The organism is Pararhizobium sp., from assembly GCF_965279435.1.
GTDB lineage: Bacteria > Pseudomonadota > Alphaproteobacteria > Rhizobiales > Rhizobiaceae > Pararhizobium.
In genome coordinates this window covers 203,836-220,061 of sequence record NZ_CBDIHY010000002.1, presented here as the reverse complement: position 1 = coordinate 220,061, position 16,226 = coordinate 203,836, and the positions used below count along the sequence as shown (strand labels likewise).

General features: G+C 61.3%; 14 protein-coding genes. 10 read left to right on the top strand and 4 right to left on the bottom strand.

Annotated elements, in window-relative coordinates; all coding sequences use genetic code 11:
* Positions 1-2 precede the first annotated feature (2 nt).
* The 4 genes from ACQY8Q_RS02580 to ACQY8Q_RS02565 form a co-directional block, all read right to left on the bottom strand.
* Positions 3-1,616 carry a GMC family oxidoreductase gene (locus ACQY8Q_RS02580; RefSeq protein ID WP_428424354.1) on the bottom strand — a complete coding sequence of 538 codons (1,614 nt, stop codon included), beginning with the start codon at positions 1,614-1,616 and terminating at the stop codon, positions 3-5.
* A 19-nt stretch (positions 1,617-1,635) separates the two neighbouring features.
* Positions 1,636-2,853, bottom strand: a complete 1,218-nt coding sequence (locus ACQY8Q_RS02575) for a mandelate racemase/muconate lactonizing enzyme family protein (protein ID WP_428424351.1) — start codon at positions 2,851-2,853, stop codon at positions 1,636-1,638.
* 25 nt (positions 2,854-2,878) lie between these two features.
* Entirely contained in the window at positions 2,879-4,303 is a 1,425-nt protein-coding gene (aldA, locus tag ACQY8Q_RS02570; RefSeq protein WP_428424349.1) for an aldehyde dehydrogenase, read from the bottom strand.
* 110 nt (positions 4,304-4,413) lie between these two features.
* A complete protein-coding gene (locus ACQY8Q_RS02565; RefSeq protein ID WP_428424347.1) occupies positions 4,414-5,334 on the bottom strand; it encodes a LysR substrate-binding domain-containing protein in 921 nt (306 codons plus the stop codon).
* A gap of 262 nt (positions 5,335-5,596) precedes the next feature.
* Between ACQY8Q_RS02565 and ACQY8Q_RS02560 the strand changes: the two genes are divergently transcribed.
* The 10 genes from ACQY8Q_RS02560 (at position 5,597) to ACQY8Q_RS02515 (ending at position 16,168) form a co-directional block, all read left to right on the top strand.
* Entirely contained in the window at positions 5,597-7,189 is a 1,593-nt protein-coding gene (locus ACQY8Q_RS02560; RefSeq protein WP_428425530.1) for a sensor histidine kinase, read from the top strand.
* Positions 7,186-7,800: a response regulator transcription factor gene (locus ACQY8Q_RS02555; protein ID WP_428424345.1), complete on the top strand. Its 615-nt coding sequence runs from the start codon at positions 7,186-7,188 to the stop codon at positions 7,798-7,800. Before ACQY8Q_RS02560 ends, ACQY8Q_RS02555 begins: the two co-directional genes overlap by 4 nt.
* A 94-nt stretch (positions 7,801-7,894) precedes the next feature.
* On the top strand, positions 7,895-8,380 hold the full coding sequence (locus tag ACQY8Q_RS02550; RefSeq protein ID WP_428424343.1) for a GlcG/HbpS family heme-binding protein: 486 nt from the start codon (positions 7,895-7,897) through the stop codon (positions 8,378-8,380).
* Positions 8,381-8,587: 207 nt separating this feature from the next.
* Positions 8,588-10,228 carry a TIGR04028 family ABC transporter substrate-binding protein gene (locus tag ACQY8Q_RS02545; protein ID WP_428424341.1) on the top strand — a complete coding sequence of 547 codons (1,641 nt, stop codon included), beginning with the start codon at positions 8,588-8,590 and terminating at the stop codon, positions 10,226-10,228.
* A gap of 57 nt (positions 10,229-10,285) precedes the next feature.
* Entirely contained in the window at positions 10,286-11,230 is a 945-nt protein-coding gene (locus ACQY8Q_RS02540) for an ABC transporter permease (RefSeq protein WP_428424339.1), read from the top strand.
* Complete coding sequence (locus ACQY8Q_RS02535) at positions 11,227-12,147, top strand: ABC transporter permease (protein WP_428424337.1); 921 nt, start codon at positions 11,227-11,229, stop codon at positions 12,145-12,147. The genes ACQY8Q_RS02540 and ACQY8Q_RS02535 overlap by 4 nt, the downstream gene beginning before the upstream one ends.
* Positions 12,144-13,844: a dipeptide ABC transporter ATP-binding protein gene (locus tag ACQY8Q_RS02530; RefSeq protein ID WP_428424335.1), complete on the top strand. Its 1,701-nt coding sequence runs from the start codon at positions 12,144-12,146 to the stop codon at positions 13,842-13,844. The genes ACQY8Q_RS02535 and ACQY8Q_RS02530 overlap by 4 nt, the downstream gene beginning before the upstream one ends.
* Positions 13,844-14,893 carry a putative FMN-dependent luciferase-like monooxygenase gene (locus ACQY8Q_RS02525; protein ID WP_428424333.1) on the top strand — a complete coding sequence of 350 codons (1,050 nt, stop codon included), beginning with the start codon at positions 13,844-13,846 and terminating at the stop codon, positions 14,891-14,893. Before ACQY8Q_RS02530 ends, ACQY8Q_RS02525 begins: the two co-directional genes overlap by 1 nt.
* 30 nt (positions 14,894-14,923) lie before the next feature.
* Positions 14,924-15,550, top strand: a complete 627-nt coding sequence (locus ACQY8Q_RS02520) for a CMD domain protein (protein WP_428424331.1) — start codon at positions 14,924-14,926, stop codon at positions 15,548-15,550.
* A gap of 12 nt (positions 15,551-15,562) precedes the next feature.
* Entirely contained in the window at positions 15,563-16,168 is a 606-nt protein-coding gene (locus ACQY8Q_RS02515; protein ID WP_428424329.1) for an alkylhydroperoxidase domain protein, read from the top strand.
* The last annotated feature ends 58 nt before the right edge of the window (positions 16,169-16,226 follow it).

Here is a 16,226-nt window from a genome sequence, read left to right as displayed (position 1 = left end):
TCTCAAGCCGCGTCCTCAAGGATCATCGCAGCACCCTTTTCCGCGACCATCATCGTCGGTGCATTGATGTTGCCGGCCGTGACATTGGGAAAGACCGAGGCATCGACGATACGCAGGCCTTCGACCCCATGCACCCGAAGCCGGGCATCCACGACGGATGTCTTTGCATCCGGTCCCATCATGCAGCTGCCACAGAGATGGTAGATCGAACTGGCATTGGCGCGGAAATAGTCGAGCAGGCTTTCGTCGCTTTCAGCCGCCGGTGACGGGGAAACCTCTGCGTCGATGATGGCTGCGAGCGACGGCGCCGACGCGATCCGGCGCACCAGTCGGCTGCCCTCGATGACATCGGTAATATCGCGGTCGGTCGAAAGGTAGTTTGGCTGGATCAGCGCCGCAGCCAACGGATCGGTGGAGGCAATGGTTACACGGCCTCGGCTGGTGGGACGGCAGGAATTAAAGGCGATGAGGAAACCCGCATAAGGCTCCGGCACCATCGAGGCGCTGGCGTCGACGGGAATGCGGTAGGAGAGGGGATTGAAATAGAGCTGGATGTTCGGTCGCGCATGCGCCGGAGTACCGCGAAAGAAACCACCTGCCTGATTGACGCTCATGGCGAAAGGCCCCTTGCGGGTCAGCAGATATTGCAGCCCCAGTCGCGCCTGTCCGAACAGGCTGCCGAACACGCCATTCAACGTCGGCCGGTTGGCACGGTAGTAGAAGCTTGCAGCCAGATGGTCCTGCAGGTTTTCGCCGACAGCGGGCAGATGACGGCGGATCTCAATCCCCTTTTCGCCAAGTGTTTCGCCATTGCCAATGCCCGAAAGCTGCAGCAGTTTCGGCGTATCGACCGCACCGGCCGAGACGATGACCTCGCGCCGCGCCGAAAATGTCCGCCGGACACCATCCTGCAAAACCTCGACACCGGTCGCGCGCCCGTCCGGCGCAAAGACCAACCGTTGTGCGAAGGCACGGCGCTCGATCGACAGATTGGCCCGCTTTAGGGCCGGACGAAGGTACTCGGCGCTGGAGTGCGAACGCTGACCTTTGCGAGTGTTAATGTCGTAGACTCCAGCACCCTCGATCGAAGCGCCGTTGAAGTCTGTTGTCGATGGCAGCTGCAGCTCTTCGCAGCCCTTCAAATAAGCGTCGGTGACCGGATGGGTCATGCCGCGCATCGGCGTCACATGGATCGGGCCTTTGTCGCCGTGCCAGTGAGAGGCGCCTCTTTCATGGGTCTCGAGCTTCTTGAAAAAGGGCAGGACATCGGCAGCGCCCCAGCCTGAGTTCCCGGCCGCTTTCCAGTCGTCGAAGTCATCGGCCGCACCCCGCACGAAAACCATGGCGTTGATCGAGCCGGAGCCGCCCTGGACCTTGCCGCGCGGCACATAGATCCGCCGTCCGTCGAGCGCGGTTTCCGGCTCGGTCGAATACATCCAGTTGACCTTGGGATTATAGTAGCTCTTGGCGTAGCCGATCGGAATCTTGAACCACAAGGATGAATCCTTGTCCCCCGCCTCGACGAGGAGAACGCTGTAGCGGCCGCTCTCGCTCAGGCGGCTTGCAAGGATGCAGCCAGCCGACCCTGCGCCGATAATGACGAAGTCGTAGATCATGGAAGGTCTCTGTTCGGGCTCAGCCCTTGGCGGGCACGAATTCCTTGACGTCGGCAGGCTCGGCAGCCATCTGCAGATGCAGGCGGTCGCCGGTATAGGGGGAATGCTTCTCAACGACATCGAGATTGAGCTCGATGCCGAGGCCCGGTTCGCGCGACGGAATGAGATAACCATCGTCGAACTGCAGCTTGGTTTTCAGCACCTCGCCGTGGAAACCTCCAAAATCCATGATCGCCTCGTGGATCAGGAAATTCGGGGTGGCGGCCGAAAGCTGGATGCTGGCGGCGGCGCCCACCGGACCGTTGTAAAGATGCGGTGCGATCTGGGCATAGAAGGCCTCGGCCATGCCGGCGATCTTCTTGGCCTCCAACAGGCCGCCGACGCGGGCGACATTCATCTGCAGGATTGCGGCAGCACCCAGCTGCAGCACGCGCTGGAATTCGTATTTCGTCGTCAGCCGCTCGCCGGTCGAGATCGGGATGGATGTGGCGCGCGCCACTTCGGCCATGGCCGCTTCCTGTCCGGGCGGCACCGGTTCCTCGAACCACAGCGGATCGTATTTCTCCAGCCGCTTCGCCAGCCGGATCGCCGAGGACGGCACCATTTGCCCATGCGTCCCGAAGAGGATATCGGCGCGGCTGCCGATCGCTTCGCGGATCTTGGCGCAGAACAGTTCGCAGCGGTCGAGAACACCCATCGAAAGCTGGTGGCCGGAATAGTTGGTATAGGGGCCGGCGGGGTCGAACTTGACGGCGGTAAAGCCCATCTCGACCATGCGGATGGCTTCTTCTGCGGCGAGATCAGGGTCGTTGTAATCGTAGTCGCCGGCCGCATTCTTCGGATAGAGATAGGTGTAGGCGCGCAGCTTTTCGTTGACCGTGCCACCGAGCAGATCGGAGACAGGCCGGCCGGCCGCCTTGCCGATGATGTCCCAGCAGGCGATTTCCAAACCCGAGACGATACCCATCATGGTTGTGTCCGGCCGCTGCGTGAAGCCGCTCGAATAGGCCGCACGCCAGAAACGCTCGATCTGGTGGGGATCGTGATCGAGCAGATAGCGCTGAAAAACATCGTCGATCAGTGGAACCATGGCAGAGGGATGAAACGAGGTCGCATAGATTTCGCCGACGCCCGAAATGCCGCAGGCCGTCTCGAGCTGGACGAAAATCCAGTACATGCCGCCGACATGCGGCGGCGGAACGGCAACCACGTACGTCTTCAGCGATGCGATCTTCATGGGTGGTTCCTCCCTCGCCAGGTGATCAATGTTTCAGGATAACAAGCCGCGTCTGCGTGAATTCCAGCATGCCGTGTTTGCCGTCGTCGCCGCCAAGGCCGGATTTCTTCCAGCCGGCGTGATAGCCCTGATACGGGTCCGCCGGGAAACGGTTGACATAGAGTTCGCCCGCCTCGATCTCGCTCGCTGCCTGCATCACCTTGCGGTAATTCTCCGAAAACAGCACCGAGGCCAGCCCGAACTGGTGATCGCTGGCCAGCGCCAGGGCTTCGTCGAACGTCTCGTAGGACAAGACCGCCAGCACCGGACCGAACACCTCTTCGCGGACGATCTCCATCTCCTGGCGGCAGCCGGTGATCAGGGTCGGCGGATAGAAATACCCTTCGCCATCCGGAAGGACGCCACCGGCCAAAACCGTTGCCCCCTCGGCCTTTGCGCGCTCGACCATCCCATGAATACGGTCGCGCGCCGCGGCATTGGCAAGCGGTCCCATGATATCGGGATCGGTGGCGCGGTCGCCGAAGCGGCGAGCCGCAAAGCCTTGGCGCAGCTTCTCGACCAGAGCGTCGTGGATCGAGGCGTGGGCATAAAGCCGCTCGGCCGAGGTGCAGACCTGTCCGCAATGGGCCGTCTTTGCCCCAAGAACCATGCGGGCGACCGCGTCGATATCAGCATCGGGCTCGACGATGACAGGCGACTTGCCGCCGAGTTCAAGCGACGGCTTGGCGATATTGGTCTTGCAATAGTCGAGCACCGTCTGGCCTGCGGCAACGCTGCCGGTCAGCGTGTTCATGCCGACGGCCGGATGCGTGCACATGGTGCGGGCAACATCGTGCGACATCGTCATGATGTTGATCAGGCCCGCCGGCAGACCGGCTTCCAGCACGGCTTGTGCAAACGCGAAGGCCGAGGTCGGCGTATTGTTGCTTGGGCGGACAACGACGGCATTGCCGGTGATCAGCGCAGGCGCGATCTTGCGCACCAGCGTGTAGATCGGGAAATTGAACGGGATCAGGCAGGCGACGACGCCGATCGGCTCACGCTTGAGCAGCAGGGTCTCATCCGGCGTATCGCTTTCAATGATCTCGCCTTCGATGCGGCGTGCCCATTCAGCATGGTAGCGCATCAGCTCGACGCCATAGATGGCCTCGGCAGTGGCGTCTGCAAGGCTCTTGCCGGATTCCAAGGCAAGCGCCTCGCCAATCCTTGCTGCATGCCGCTCGATGGCATCAGCGAGTTTGCGCAAGGCATCGCCACGCTGGATTGCCGGCAGCTTGCGCCAGGCCTTTTGCGCCCCTTTCGCAGCCTCGACAGCCGTGATGACATCCGCGTCGTTTGCGGCCGGAACCGTAGCGAAGACCCTGCCATTCGCCGGATTGCGCACCTCAATGCAGGGCAAGCCGGACGCCTCGACAAAACGGCCACCGATGAAGTTACGATATTGCGTCATGAACCCACCCGAAACATGGTCTGTTTCAGGCAGTAGAGTGGACATAGCCCTCGGTTCGCAAGCGACTTCTTATCGGGTCAAGCATTCCAAAACCGAATGTTCGGTCTCGCTCATTTTGCAGCGCCGCAAAGGCTGTGATCCAGCGCGACCTCGTTCAGAAGCCACGCACGAAAATCCCGGACATTGGCGGGTTCCGGCTGATCGGTGCGGGTGACCAGCCAGTAGGATTCATGGCCTTCGATTTCGACGTCGAGCACGGGCACGAGCTGGCCGCTTTGCAACTGGCTGCTGACCATGAAGCGATCAACCACGGCTATGCCGAGCCCGTTGCAAGCCGCTTCGATCACCAGGTCGAGAAGATCGAACTCCAGTCCGCCGCGCACATCGGTGTCGCTGAGGCCGGCGGCGTCCAGCCAATGCTGCCAGGTGAGATAACGCTGGTCGGCGGCGGCCAGCACATGCAGGAACGTGAACGATGAAAGGTCGATAGGACCACTCCGGCTGGCTGCGTCCAACAGGCCGGGCGCGCAGACGGCGATATGCCGCTCGGTCATCAGGATGCGCGATTGCAGCACCGGCCATTCGCCATCTCCGAAGCGGATGGCGCAATCGAGCAGACTGCGCTCGGCAAGCGTGTCCTTGAGATCGGTGCTGAGGCTGATCTCAATCTCCGGCAACGCTTCGCGCAGGCACGACAACCGGGGCATCAGCCAGCGTTTGGCAAAGGTCGGCGGCACGTTTATGCGCAGCCGGTTGCGGTTGTTCTTCTCCATGATCGAACGCACCGTCTGCTCGACATTGTGAAACGCCAGCTGCAGCGTTGCCAGAAGCTCGGCACCGGCGCGCGTCAACTCGAGATCATGGTGATGGCGGATCAAAAGGTTTTCGCCCAGCTGCTTTTCAAGATTGCGCACCTGCCGGCTGACCGCACTTTGGGTCAGGTTCAGCATCTCCGCCGCACGCGTGAAACTGCGTGTCTGTCCGACGACCTCGAACACCTTCATCGCCGAAAGCGCAGGTAATTTCCGCATTCCATCGCTTCCATTCAGTGCAGTTGGTCTGTATCAGCCGGGAGGTGGCGTTTATCTATGTTTCAGAGGTTCGGGTCAGGTCAAGTTCCCCATAGTCGCGCTGCAAGATTTGGTGCCCCGAACCAGCCGCAGGGCGTCGCCGCGCAAAGAGCGGCTGCCGCCTTCCGCAATATGGTTGTTGTGATACGATCCACCCAGCCTTGCCTGTTGCGCCTGGCAGCGGAACGAGGGCTTGGCAAACTTGGACAGGCATTTGAACAACATGATCTGGCGACATTTCCCACTCAAAAGCCTGGCGGTCTCCTTGCTCGTCTGGCTGGTCCTGATCGGGCTTTTTGCCGCCCTATCGATGCGGATCGAGTACCAGCGGGCGTCGGAAGAACTCACGGCGACCGGGCAGACGATCCATCGGCTGATCTCCCAGCGGGCGGCGCAACATGATGCGCACCTCACCAGTCTTGTGGCCCTGATCAAGGCAGCGCCCGAGCTCCCCGAAACGGCCATCGGCGAAGTCTTCCAGAGCATTATCCAGTTCTATCCGCGCATCACCGCGATCGATCTTCTACGGCTTCCGGTGGACGCCGTGTCTGCGGCAATGGCATTGATATCGGTGCCGGAAAACCAGCAGAAAACCGATCTCGCCACCGTAGCAAGCGCCATCGCCAAACAGCGGCAGGGTGAGGTGCGAACATATGTGGGTGACGCCCATCCGGACAGGTATCTTCTGGGCAAGCGTGCAACTGCAGGTAGCCCGGGCCTGGCGATCCTTATTCAGGTCGATCCCGCCTTGCTGATCGAAGGCGAAGAGCTGCCCGCATGGGCACATCTGCGTCTCAGTCTTGATGGCCAGCCGGTGCTGGATCGTCCAGCGGAAGGTGGCGGCGAAGCGTCAAGCGCGTTGACGCAACCGCATTTCAGCAAGATTGTCGATAGCCAGAGCCAGCCCTTCACGGTGGACATAAGCCGCCCATTGTCCCTTTTTGATATTCTGAACGGGAGCTGGATCGGTGGTTTTGCGTTCGTTTCATTGCTGATGCTGCTTTTGCTCCAGTTCACCCGGCAGCTGAAGGCCAATGCCAGGAAACTGCAGCAAACGGCCGAAGAAGCAGAGCGAAGAGCCTATCTTCAGGAGCACGAAACGCGGCTTGCCCATGCCTTGCGGGTCAACGCGCTGGGGGAACTGGCGTCGGGAATTGCCCATGAGCTGACACAGCCGCTGACCGCGCTATTAAGCCAGAGCCAGGCGGCCCTGCGCCTCGCTTCCTCTGATAGCCCCGATCCAGACTTGCTCCCCAAAGCACTCAACGCCAATGTGCGCGAGGCCAAACGTGCCGGGGCGATGCTGAAGCGGATGCGCGACTATATTAGCAAGCGCGAGCAGAAATCTGTTCTTGCCGATATCAACCCGATCGTTGCCGATATCGCCGAGCTTGTGCGTGCCGACCTCGAAAAGCGGCGGATCGGTCTCGTTCTCGACCTCGCCACACCATCGCCGCAGGCGGTCGTCGATCCCATCGAAATGGAGCAGGTACTGCATAATCTCATCCGCAATGCTGCCGACGCGCTGCAGGATACGGCTGACAAGACCATCCGTATCGAGACGATCCTGTCTGAGAGCGGCGCGATCATTCGGGTCACCGATACCGGCCCCGGCATCAGTGCGGAAACGCTGCCACGCCTTTTCGAACCGTTCTTCACCACCAAAACCGACGGCATGGGGCTCGGTCTTGCCCTGTGCGCCTCATTGATCGAAAGGATCGGCGGGCATGTTGACGGCCGCAACCAATCATCCGGCGGTGCCGCCTTTACCGTCGCGTTGCCGCCCGTCGAGCAACACCTGAAAGCCGCGCAATGAACCCGTTTCAGATCTACCTGATCGACGACGATGAACCCGTCCGCGAGGCGATAAAGCTGTTGCTGCGGACCTATGGCATGACGGTCGAGACATTCGGCGATCCTGCCACGTTCCTTGCCCATGTCGATCCGAAACGCCACGGCTGCATTCTGGCCGACCTGCGCATGCCGCTGATCAGCGGCCTGCAGATGCACGAGCGGCTGCTTGAACGCGGCATCGGCTGGCCAACCATCATGATCACCGGCCATGGAGATGTGAATGCCTGCCGCCGCGCTTTCAAGGCGGGTATTCTCGATTTTCTAACCAAACCGATCGATGAGCAGATCCTGCTGGATGCTATACACTCCGCGTTCCAGGTCCTGGAGCGCGTCCTTGAAAAAGAGGAATCCATGCAACTGCTGCGCAGCCTGACCGAGCGCGAGCGGGAGGTACTGGATATGGTCTGCCGCGGCTGGGCCACAAAGGAAATCGCTGCCGCGCTCAGCGTTTCGGTACGGACCATCGATGCGCACCGGGCCAACATCGCCGATAAGCTGGGAACCAGCTCCGTGGCCGACTTCGTGCAGTTGACCTCCGCCGGTGCTGCAGGTCCCATAGGTAGGAATACCTAGACGGATTGGTCCCGTTGCGGATTCGGCATCGGCATTTGCACCGCTATTCCTATCGCCAGAAAGCAAGGCGCTTTCACGATAGGAGACAGATGAGATGAACCGTATATTGCTTGCCGGCACCATTGCCCTTGGCCTGACATCCGCAGCCTCTGCCGAGGTTTTGAAGGAAAACAACATACCGCTTGATATCGCGGTAGAACTGGCACAAGGCGCCGTCTCCGCCTGTGCCGCCGATGGCTATAACGTGTCGGCAGCCGTCGTGGACAGGGCAGGTGTGGTTCGCGCTCTGCTGCGCGCAGACAATGCCGGCCCGCATACGGTCAGTGCCGCCAGCCAGAAGGCGTTTACGTCCGTGTCGGCCCGCATTCCGACCAGCGTCATGGTTGAAAACATCCAGAAGAACCAGGGCGCAGCACAGCTCGTCGCCATTGACGGCTTCCTCGTTCTTGGCGGCGGCGTTCCGGTGACGCTAGGCAAGGAAACCATCGGCGCGATTGGCGTCGGCGGAGCACCGGGCGGCCACCTCGATGAGGCGTGTGCCAATGCGGCCATTGCCAAAGTGCAGGATCAGCTCAAGTAAGCCACGGCACATTCTTGAAGGGGATACCCCCGGCGGCCTCGGTCGCGTGGGGGTATCCTTGCGGCAGCTTATTGTCGAAAACAGGCAAACGGCGATCCCTTCCTTCCACGTCGGGCGGATAAAATAGAACACTAATTCAATAGACTATCTTGATTAGATGCCCCGTTGGTTTACCCTTTTCCTCAGCTTACAATTTGAGGATATCCAATGGGAATTTCGGGAAAATTCAAGGCAGCAACCGTCATCGGCGCGGTGCTGATGTCGCTGGCATCGTCGGCAGCCTTTGCTGAGGATGCTGCCAAGCCCGTGCAGGGTGGCACGCTGATTTATCTAGAGCAGCAGCCGCACACCAACCTGTATCCACCGGCCGGCGGCTTCTACCCGAATGGCGGCGTCCTCAACCAGATCACCGACAAACTGACCTATCAAAACCCGAAAACGCTGGAGATCGAGCCCTGGATCGCCGAATCCTGGACAGTCAACGACAACGCGACGGAATATACCTTCAAGCTGCGCAAGGGCGTCACCTTCTCCGACGGCTCGCCGCTTGATGCCAGTGCCGTTGCCAAGAATTTCGATACGTTCGGTCTCGGCAACAAGGAGCTGAAGCAGCCGGTCTCCGAAGTCATCAACAACTATGACCGCAGTGAAGTCATCGATCCGCTGACCGTCAAATTCTATTTCAAGAAACCGTCGCCGGGCTTCCTGCAGGGCACGTCCGTCATCGGCTCCGGCCTGGTGTCGCTGGCAACGCTGGCGCTGCCGTTCGAGCAACTGGGTGATGCGACCAAGATCGTCGGCTCCGGGCCGTTCGTGGTCGAAAGCGAAACGCTTGGCAAGGAGCTGTCGCTGAAGGTTCGCGAGGACTATGTCTGGGGTCCGGCAAAGATCGAACATCAGGGCCGCGCCTGCCTCGACGGCATCAAATATGTGATTACCGGCGAGGACAGCGTCCGCATCGGCGCACTTTTGTCCGGGCAGGCGGACTTCATTCGCCAGGTTCAGGCCTATGACGAAGCGCAGGTCGAAGGGCAGGGCTACAAGATTTATGCGGCCCCGACGCGCGGCGTCAACAATAGCGTTGTCTTCCGTCCGGACAATCCGCTGGTTGCCGATGTGCGCGTCCGTCAGGCCCTGCTGCACGGCACGAATGCGCAGGAAATCATCTCGACGCTGTTTTCGGCCAACTATCCGCAGGCCAAGTCGATCGTCGCGTCGACGGCGCAAGGGTATGTCGATCTCTCGTCCAAACTGAGCTTTGATCCGGCCAAGGCTGCAAAGCTTCTGGATGAAGCTGGCTGGACACCGGGCGCCAATGGCATTCGCGAAAAGGATGGCCTGCCGCTCGTGCTGACGGCGTATGAATCACCGCCGCAGCCGCAGAACAAGGCGACGCTTCAGCTCGTCTCGCAACAATGGGCCAAACTCGGCGTTACGCTGAACGTTCTGGCTGGCGACGCCGGTAGCAGGACCGTCGATGATCTCGATCCGGCAAAGACCCCGGTCTCTCCCGCCATGGTCGGCCGTGCCGATCCGGATGTGCTCAAGAGCCAGTATTATCCGAAGAACCGCGACGTGCTGCGCCAGAAGGGCGGTCCGAGCGACAAGGTCAAATCCTTCGTCGATGACAAGCTGAACGGTTTGCTCGAAGCGCTGTCCTCGGAACCGAACCGCGAAAAACGGCTGCAGATCGCCGGCGAAGTTCAGAGTTACGTGCTCGACCAGGCCTATGCGATCCCGATCTTTGAAGAGCCGCAGGCCTATGCAGGCGCACCCTATCTGCAGGGTGTCGATTTCGAAGCTGTTGGCCGCCCGCGCTTCTACAGCACCTGGCTTGCCGAACACTAAGGCTCCAAGCTTGCCTGGCACTTTGCCGGGCAAGCTGCAATGACAAGGTAGAGAGCGATGGCAAGATACATATTCTCGCGGGTAGGGCAGGCGTTGCTCGTCCTTTGGGCAGCGTTCACGATTTCCTTCGTGCTGCTGCAGGCAATGCCCGGCGATGCGGTGCTGATCAAATTCCAGAACCCGGAATATGGATTGAGCGCCGAACAGATCGCCGATATCCGCGCCGCCTATGACGCCGATGGATCGGTCGTGCTGCAATATGTCCACACGATCGGCAATTTCCTCACCGGTGATTTCGGCTATTCGCTGCAGGCCGGCGTCGCGGTCAGCGCCCAGCTGGCGGCCAACCTGCCATCGACGATCCGGCTTGCCGGGCTTGCCTTTGCCGCCGCAGCCCTGCTTGCGGTGATCATCGCGGTGCTGTCCAATCTTCCCGGCTTTGGCCGTCTGCGGTCCATTATCCAGTCGCTTCCGTCGCTGTTCGTTTCCATTCCGACCTTCTGGCTCGGCATCATGCTGATCCAGATCTTCTCCTTCCGGCTCCGGCTGGTGCCGGTGATCAATCCGGGTGAGTGGGAAGGCCTGATCCTGCCTGTTCTGACCATCGCACTGCCGATCTCAGCACCGATGGCGCAAATCCTCCTGCGCAATATCGACGAGGTGCTGACGCGGCCATTCGTCTCTGTTGCCCGTGCCAAGGGCGCTTCGCACACCTTCGTGCTCTGGCGGCATGTCGCCAAGAACGCCTTCCTGCCGGTGCTGACGGTCGCCGGCGTCCTGTTCGGCGAGTTGCTGGCGGGAGCTGTCATCACCGAAACCGTATTTGGCCTCAACGGCATCGGCAGCTTGGCGGAACAGGCGGTCAATTTCCAGGATGTCGCAGTGCTGCAGGCCATCGTGGTGATCTCAGCCGCCGCCTTCGTCACCATCAACCTCGCTGTCGATCTGCTCTATCCGGTGCTGGATCCACGGCTGAAAGCAAAACTTGGGGGCGTGGCATGACCATTCTCGACACCGCCGAACGGCACCGCAATATCGACAGTCCCAATCCGCTCGACTGGATTTCCCCGGCACCTGCCGCTGAGGCAACCATCGGGGCGCGTGCGAAAGCCCGCTCCCACGCTATCCGCATCCAGCCGGGTCTTGTCCTTGCCTATATCATACTCGCAATCGCGCTGCTCTGGGCTGTCGCGCCCGGCCTGTTCACATTCTATGATCCGGTTCAAGGCTTGCCGGGCCAGCAGCTAAAGGCACCAAGCGCGCTCCATTTCCTCGGAACGGATGCCCTCGGCCGCGATCTTTATACGCGCCTCGTCTACGGTGGTGTTCACTCGCTGTCCGGGGCAATCGCCGCCGTGGCGATCGGGTTGTTCGTCGGCACCGCCCTCGGGGTGATCGCCGGCTCGGTCGGCGGTTGGATCGATGAGGTCATCATGCGCCTCGTCGATGTTCTTCTGTCCATCCCCGTGCTGCTTTTATCGCTCAGCATCATCATTTTGCTTGGTTTCGGTACCGTCAACGCCGCCATCGCCGTCGGTTTCACCTCGATTGCGAGTTTTGCCCGCCTTGTCCGCTCCGAAGTCGTCAGCGTCCGGCGCAGCGAATATGTCGAGGCCGCGTTCGGCAGCGGCGGCACGTTCTTCAAGGTTCTCTGGCGCCATGTCCTGCCGAACTCGCTGACATCGGTGATCGCCTTCACCGCACTTCAGGTCGGCTCCGCCATCCTGCAGCTCTCCACCCTCGGCTTCCTCGGCTACGGCGCGCCGCCACCAACACCGGAATGGGGCCTGCTGATTGCCGAGGGCCGCAACTACATCGCAACCGCATGGTGGCTGACGGCTGCACCCGGCATCGTCGTGGTGCTGGTGGTTCTCTCGGTCAACCGTGTCAGCCAGGCAATCGGGAGGGCGCAGCAATGACCATCTCACCCATCGACCGGCTCGAAGGCACCGTCCTTCCATCTCCGGTACTCGACGTATCCGGCCTGACCATTTCCTATCGCGACCAGAGCGGCACGCGAACCGCCGTTCATGGCATCGACTTCAGCGTCGCGCCCGGCGAGGTGGTGGCCCTTGTCGGCGAGTCCGGTTCAGGCAAAAGCTCGACGGCACAGGCCATCATCGGCCTTCTCCCGGATAATGGACGGCTCGAAAGCGGCAGCATCCGGCTGAACCGGCAAGAGATTGCCGGCTGGCCGCAGAAACGGCTCGATGGCATACGCGGATCGGTGATCAGCCTCGTGCCGCAGGATCCGGGCAACTCACTCAATCCGGTCAAGACGATCGGCAAACAGGTCGCGGAAATTCTTGTCATCCACGGCAAGGCCTCCGGCGCTGCCGCCGACGGACGCGCCATCGAACTGCTCGAACGCGTCGGCCTCAACCAGCCGGCGCTCCGCGCAAAACAGTATCCGCATGAACTCTCCGGCGGCATGAAGCAGCGCGTGCTGATCGCCATCGCCATTGCGCTCAAGCCATCGCTGATCATCGCCGACGAGCCGACCAGCGCGCTTGATGTCACGGTGCAAAAGCACATTCTGGATCTCATCGACGAGCTCCGGCGGGAATATGGCACTGCCGTGCTGCTTGTCACCCATGATCTCGGCGTCGCCGCCGACCGCTCCGACAGGCTGATCGTGCTGAAGCAGGGGCGCATCCAGGAACAGGGTCTGACCGCCGATATTCTGGCCAACCCGCAAAGCGCCTATACCCAGCGGCTGCTCGCCGATGCACCCTCGCTCAATATCCGGCAGCGTCGCGTAGCCGCCGTCGCAAAGGTTACGCAGGAAAAGGCAATCGACGACATCATCATCGTCGAAGGACTGGTCCAGGATTTCGGCCTTGGCGGCAAGGACAAGGGTCTTCGCGCCCTCGATAATGTGTCCTTCCGCGTCCGGCGCGGCACCACGCATGCGCTGGTTGGCGAATCCGGTTCCGGCAAGACGACGACGATCCGAACCGTCGCAGCTTTTCAGAAACCCACTGCGGGCAAGGTGATTGTCGACGGCCTCGATCTGTCCGCACCGCCGCGCGAAACGTTGAGACTGCTGCGCAAGAAGATCCAACTCGTCTATCAAAATCCCTTCGGCTCGCTCGACCCGCGCCAGACTATTGCAGGGATCGTTGAAGAGCCGTTGTTGAATTTCGAGCCGATAGCACGGGCCAAGCGCGCCGAGATCGTCGCCAGCACCATCGAGAAGGTGGGGTTACCGCTCGACGTGCTGCAGCGCCGGCCGCATGCACTGTCCGGTGGCCAGCGCCAGCGCGTCGCCATTGCCCGCGCATTGGTTCTTAATCCGCAGATTCTCATTCTCGACGAAGCCGTGTCGGCGCTCGATGTCACCGTGCAGGCGCAGATCCTGTCGCTGCTCGATACGCTGCAGCGCGACCTCGGGCTCACCTATCTATTCGTCTCGCACGACCTCGCGGTGGTGCGCCAGATATCGGACACCGTCAGCGTCCTCAACGGCGGCAAGATCGTCGAAAGTGGTGCGGTCGAAGAGGTCTTCGAGCGCCCGCAAAGCGCCTATACCCGGGAACTGATCGACGCCATCCCGGGCAAAAAATACCCACTGCTTGCCAGGGGACCAATCTCGACCAATTCAGGAAATATCTGATGACATATACCGTCCAGCCCAAACGGCTCGGCTTTTTCAGCCGCGTCCTCGATCATGGCGATGCGGCGACCCGCTACCGGCTTGTCGCCGAGCAGATCATTCACGCCGAAAAGCTCGGTTTCGACAGCGCCTGGGTGGCCCAGCACCATTTCGACGCGGACGAAGGCGGGCTTCCCGCACCGCTGATTTTCCTCGCCGAACTGGCGGCGCGAACCTCACACATCCGGCTTGGCACCGGCGTGATCACCTTGCCGATGGAAACTGCGGTTCGCGTTGCCGAGGATACGGCAGTGCTCGATATCCTGTCGAATGGCCGGCTGGAGATCGGTTTCGGCACCGGCGGCACGCCACAGGCGTTTCTGCCCTTCGGGCTGGAGAGCACCGACCGGGGAGCCGTCTACGCCAAGAGCATTGCCACCGTGCGCGATGCGTGGGCTGGCCGGGAGCTTGTCGGCGGCAACCGGCTCTATCCGACAGCGCCGCACCTGCTGGATCATATCTGGCAGGCAACCTTTTCCGTTGGCGGCGGCGAACGCGCCGGGCGCGACGGCGACGGCCTGATGCTGTCGCGCACGCAGCCGCGTCCTGTGGAAGCGCCGCAGGCGGCACTTTGGGATTTGCAGAACCCGATCCTCGACGCCTATTTCGCCAACCTTCCGAAAGGCAGAACCCCGCGCATCCTTGGCTCCAGAAGCCTGTTTGTCGCTGATGACCGCAAGGAAGCGCTGCATTTCGCCGAACTTGGATTGCAGCGCATCCGCGAGCGCTTCATCGCCAGCGGCCACATCGTCACGGGGACGACCACCGCCGACCTCATCAAGGCTTTCGATGTGCATGTGGGAACGCCCGAGGATGTGATCGCGTCGCTCAAGGCCGATACCGCCCTGTCGCGTGTCACCGATCTCGTCTTCCAGGTGCATTCGGTGGACCCGCCCCACGCGCTTATTCTGCGCTCCCTCGAGCTGACCGCAACTGTCGTCGCCCCGGCGCTCGGCTGGGCCGGTCAGCCGCCCATGCAGCAACCGCGCCGGTTGGCCGCATCCGCGTGATTTCCGTTTTTTTAAAGAAAGGCAACGACCATGACTGTACCGACACCTGACGTCATCGACCGTCTGGCAGATCTCCACCCCGGATCGTTCGTCGACCGCATCCGCAAGGAACGGCCGGAAACGCGCACCAACGCCCAGAAGAGCTATCTTGCCTTGTTTGAGCCGGCACATGAAGGCGATGTCACGCGGACCGAGCGCTTCGTCGTCGCAACGTTTGTTGCCGGATTACACCGGGCGGATGCGGCCGAAGCATTCTATGTCTCCGGTATCGAAGGCGATGCTGCGGTGATCGCTGCGGTGAAAAGCGAGATCGAGGCCGGGCGGACGAGCGGTCCCTATGGCAAATACCCATCCGGGCCATTGTCCCGCGAAGACAAGCCGGGACCGGTTTTCACCGTGTCGGAATCCGGTCGAAAAGCTCTCGGGCAAAAGCTCTCGGCGGCTCTGGAGCATAGCCATCTGCTGGTCTACCGGCCGCGCGAAGCAAGCCCCGAGGCGTTGCAGGCGCTGCTCGATGCTGGATGGACAACGACGGCGCTCGTCACTTTGTCGCAGATCGTCGCCTTCCTCGCCTTCCAGATTCGTGTGGTCACCGGTCTCGCAGCCCTGTCCGAGGCGGGCGAGGGCACTCTCGCATCCGCAACGGCAGCCGAATAAGGAACCAAGCACATGACTGAGACCGTCATTCATCCCACCATCGACAATCGCCCGGCCGCCTTCACCCAGGCCGAGATCGGCTGGACACCGTGGCTGCAGCCGCTTGCGGAAGAGGACCTGACCGACCGGCACTGGGCCGGGCTCGTCGATGCCTCACGCTCGAAATCGCCCTATTTCATGCTGCTTGCCCGCGATCCGGAAATTTTGGAAGCACGCACCAAGACGGACAAGGACATTTTCTACAACACCAAGGCGGGCCTGCCGCGTGCGGAGCGCGAGCTTTCCGCCACTGCTGCATCGCGCTTCAACGGCTGCATCTTCTGCGCGTCGGTGCATTCCCGCTTCGCTTCGCATCATTCCAAGCGCACCGCCGATGTGCAGAAGCTGCTTGATGAAGGAACCGACGCCGATCTCGGCAGCCGCCGCTGGAATGCCGTCACCAAGGTCTCGGTTGCGCTGACGGAAACCCCGTCCACATTCGGCGTTACTGATATCGAACGGCTGCGGTCTGAGGGTCTCGACGACCTCGAGATTGCCGACGCCATCCACGGCGCTGCCTTCTTCAACTGGGCAAACCGCTTGATGCTCTCGCTTGGAGAGCCAACACCGGCGGCCTAAAATCGTCGCCAAGAGCTTGATCAACCGTTGCCGGTAGATTGCCGGCAACGGCACCCGC

Excerpts from the sequence above, each read along its gene's own strand:
- ACQY8Q_RS02580 (WP_428424354.1), bottom strand. The coding sequence starts at position 1,616 with ATGATCTACGACTTCGTCATTATCGGCGCAGGGTCGGCTGGCTGCATC.
- ACQY8Q_RS02575 (WP_428424351.1), bottom strand. The coding sequence starts at position 2,853 with ATGAAGATCGCATCGCTGAAGACGTACGTGGTTGCCGTTCCGCCGCCG.
- aldA (WP_428424349.1), bottom strand. The coding sequence starts at position 4,303 with ATGACGCAATATCGTAACTTCATCGGTGGCCGTTTTGTCGAGGCGTCC.
- ACQY8Q_RS02565 (WP_428424347.1), bottom strand. The coding sequence starts at position 5,334 with ATGCGGAAATTACCTGCGCTTTCGGCGATGAAGGTGTTCGAGGTCGTC.
- ACQY8Q_RS02560 (WP_428425530.1), top strand. The coding sequence starts at position 5,597 with ATGATCTGGCGACATTTCCCACTCAAAAGCCTGGCGGTCTCCTTGCTC.
- ACQY8Q_RS02555 (WP_428424345.1), top strand. The coding sequence starts at position 7,186 with ATGAACCCGTTTCAGATCTACCTGATCGACGACGATGAACCCGTCCGC.
- ACQY8Q_RS02550 (WP_428424343.1), top strand. The coding sequence starts at position 7,895 with ATGAACCGTATATTGCTTGCCGGCACCATTGCCCTTGGCCTGACATCC.
- ACQY8Q_RS02545 (WP_428424341.1), top strand. The coding sequence starts at position 8,588 with ATGGGAATTTCGGGAAAATTCAAGGCAGCAACCGTCATCGGCGCGGTG.
- ACQY8Q_RS02540 (WP_428424339.1), top strand. The coding sequence starts at position 10,286 with ATGGCAAGATACATATTCTCGCGGGTAGGGCAGGCGTTGCTCGTCCTT.
- ACQY8Q_RS02535 (WP_428424337.1), top strand. The coding sequence starts at position 11,227 with ATGACCATTCTCGACACCGCCGAACGGCACCGCAATATCGACAGTCCC.
- ACQY8Q_RS02530 (WP_428424335.1), top strand. The coding sequence starts at position 12,144 with ATGACCATCTCACCCATCGACCGGCTCGAAGGCACCGTCCTTCCATCT.
- ACQY8Q_RS02525 (WP_428424333.1), top strand. The coding sequence starts at position 13,844 with ATGACATATACCGTCCAGCCCAAACGGCTCGGCTTTTTCAGCCGCGTC.
- ACQY8Q_RS02520 (WP_428424331.1), top strand. The coding sequence starts at position 14,924 with ATGACTGTACCGACACCTGACGTCATCGACCGTCTGGCAGATCTCCAC.
- ACQY8Q_RS02515 (WP_428424329.1), top strand. The coding sequence starts at position 15,563 with ATGACTGAGACCGTCATTCATCCCACCATCGACAATCGCCCGGCCGCC.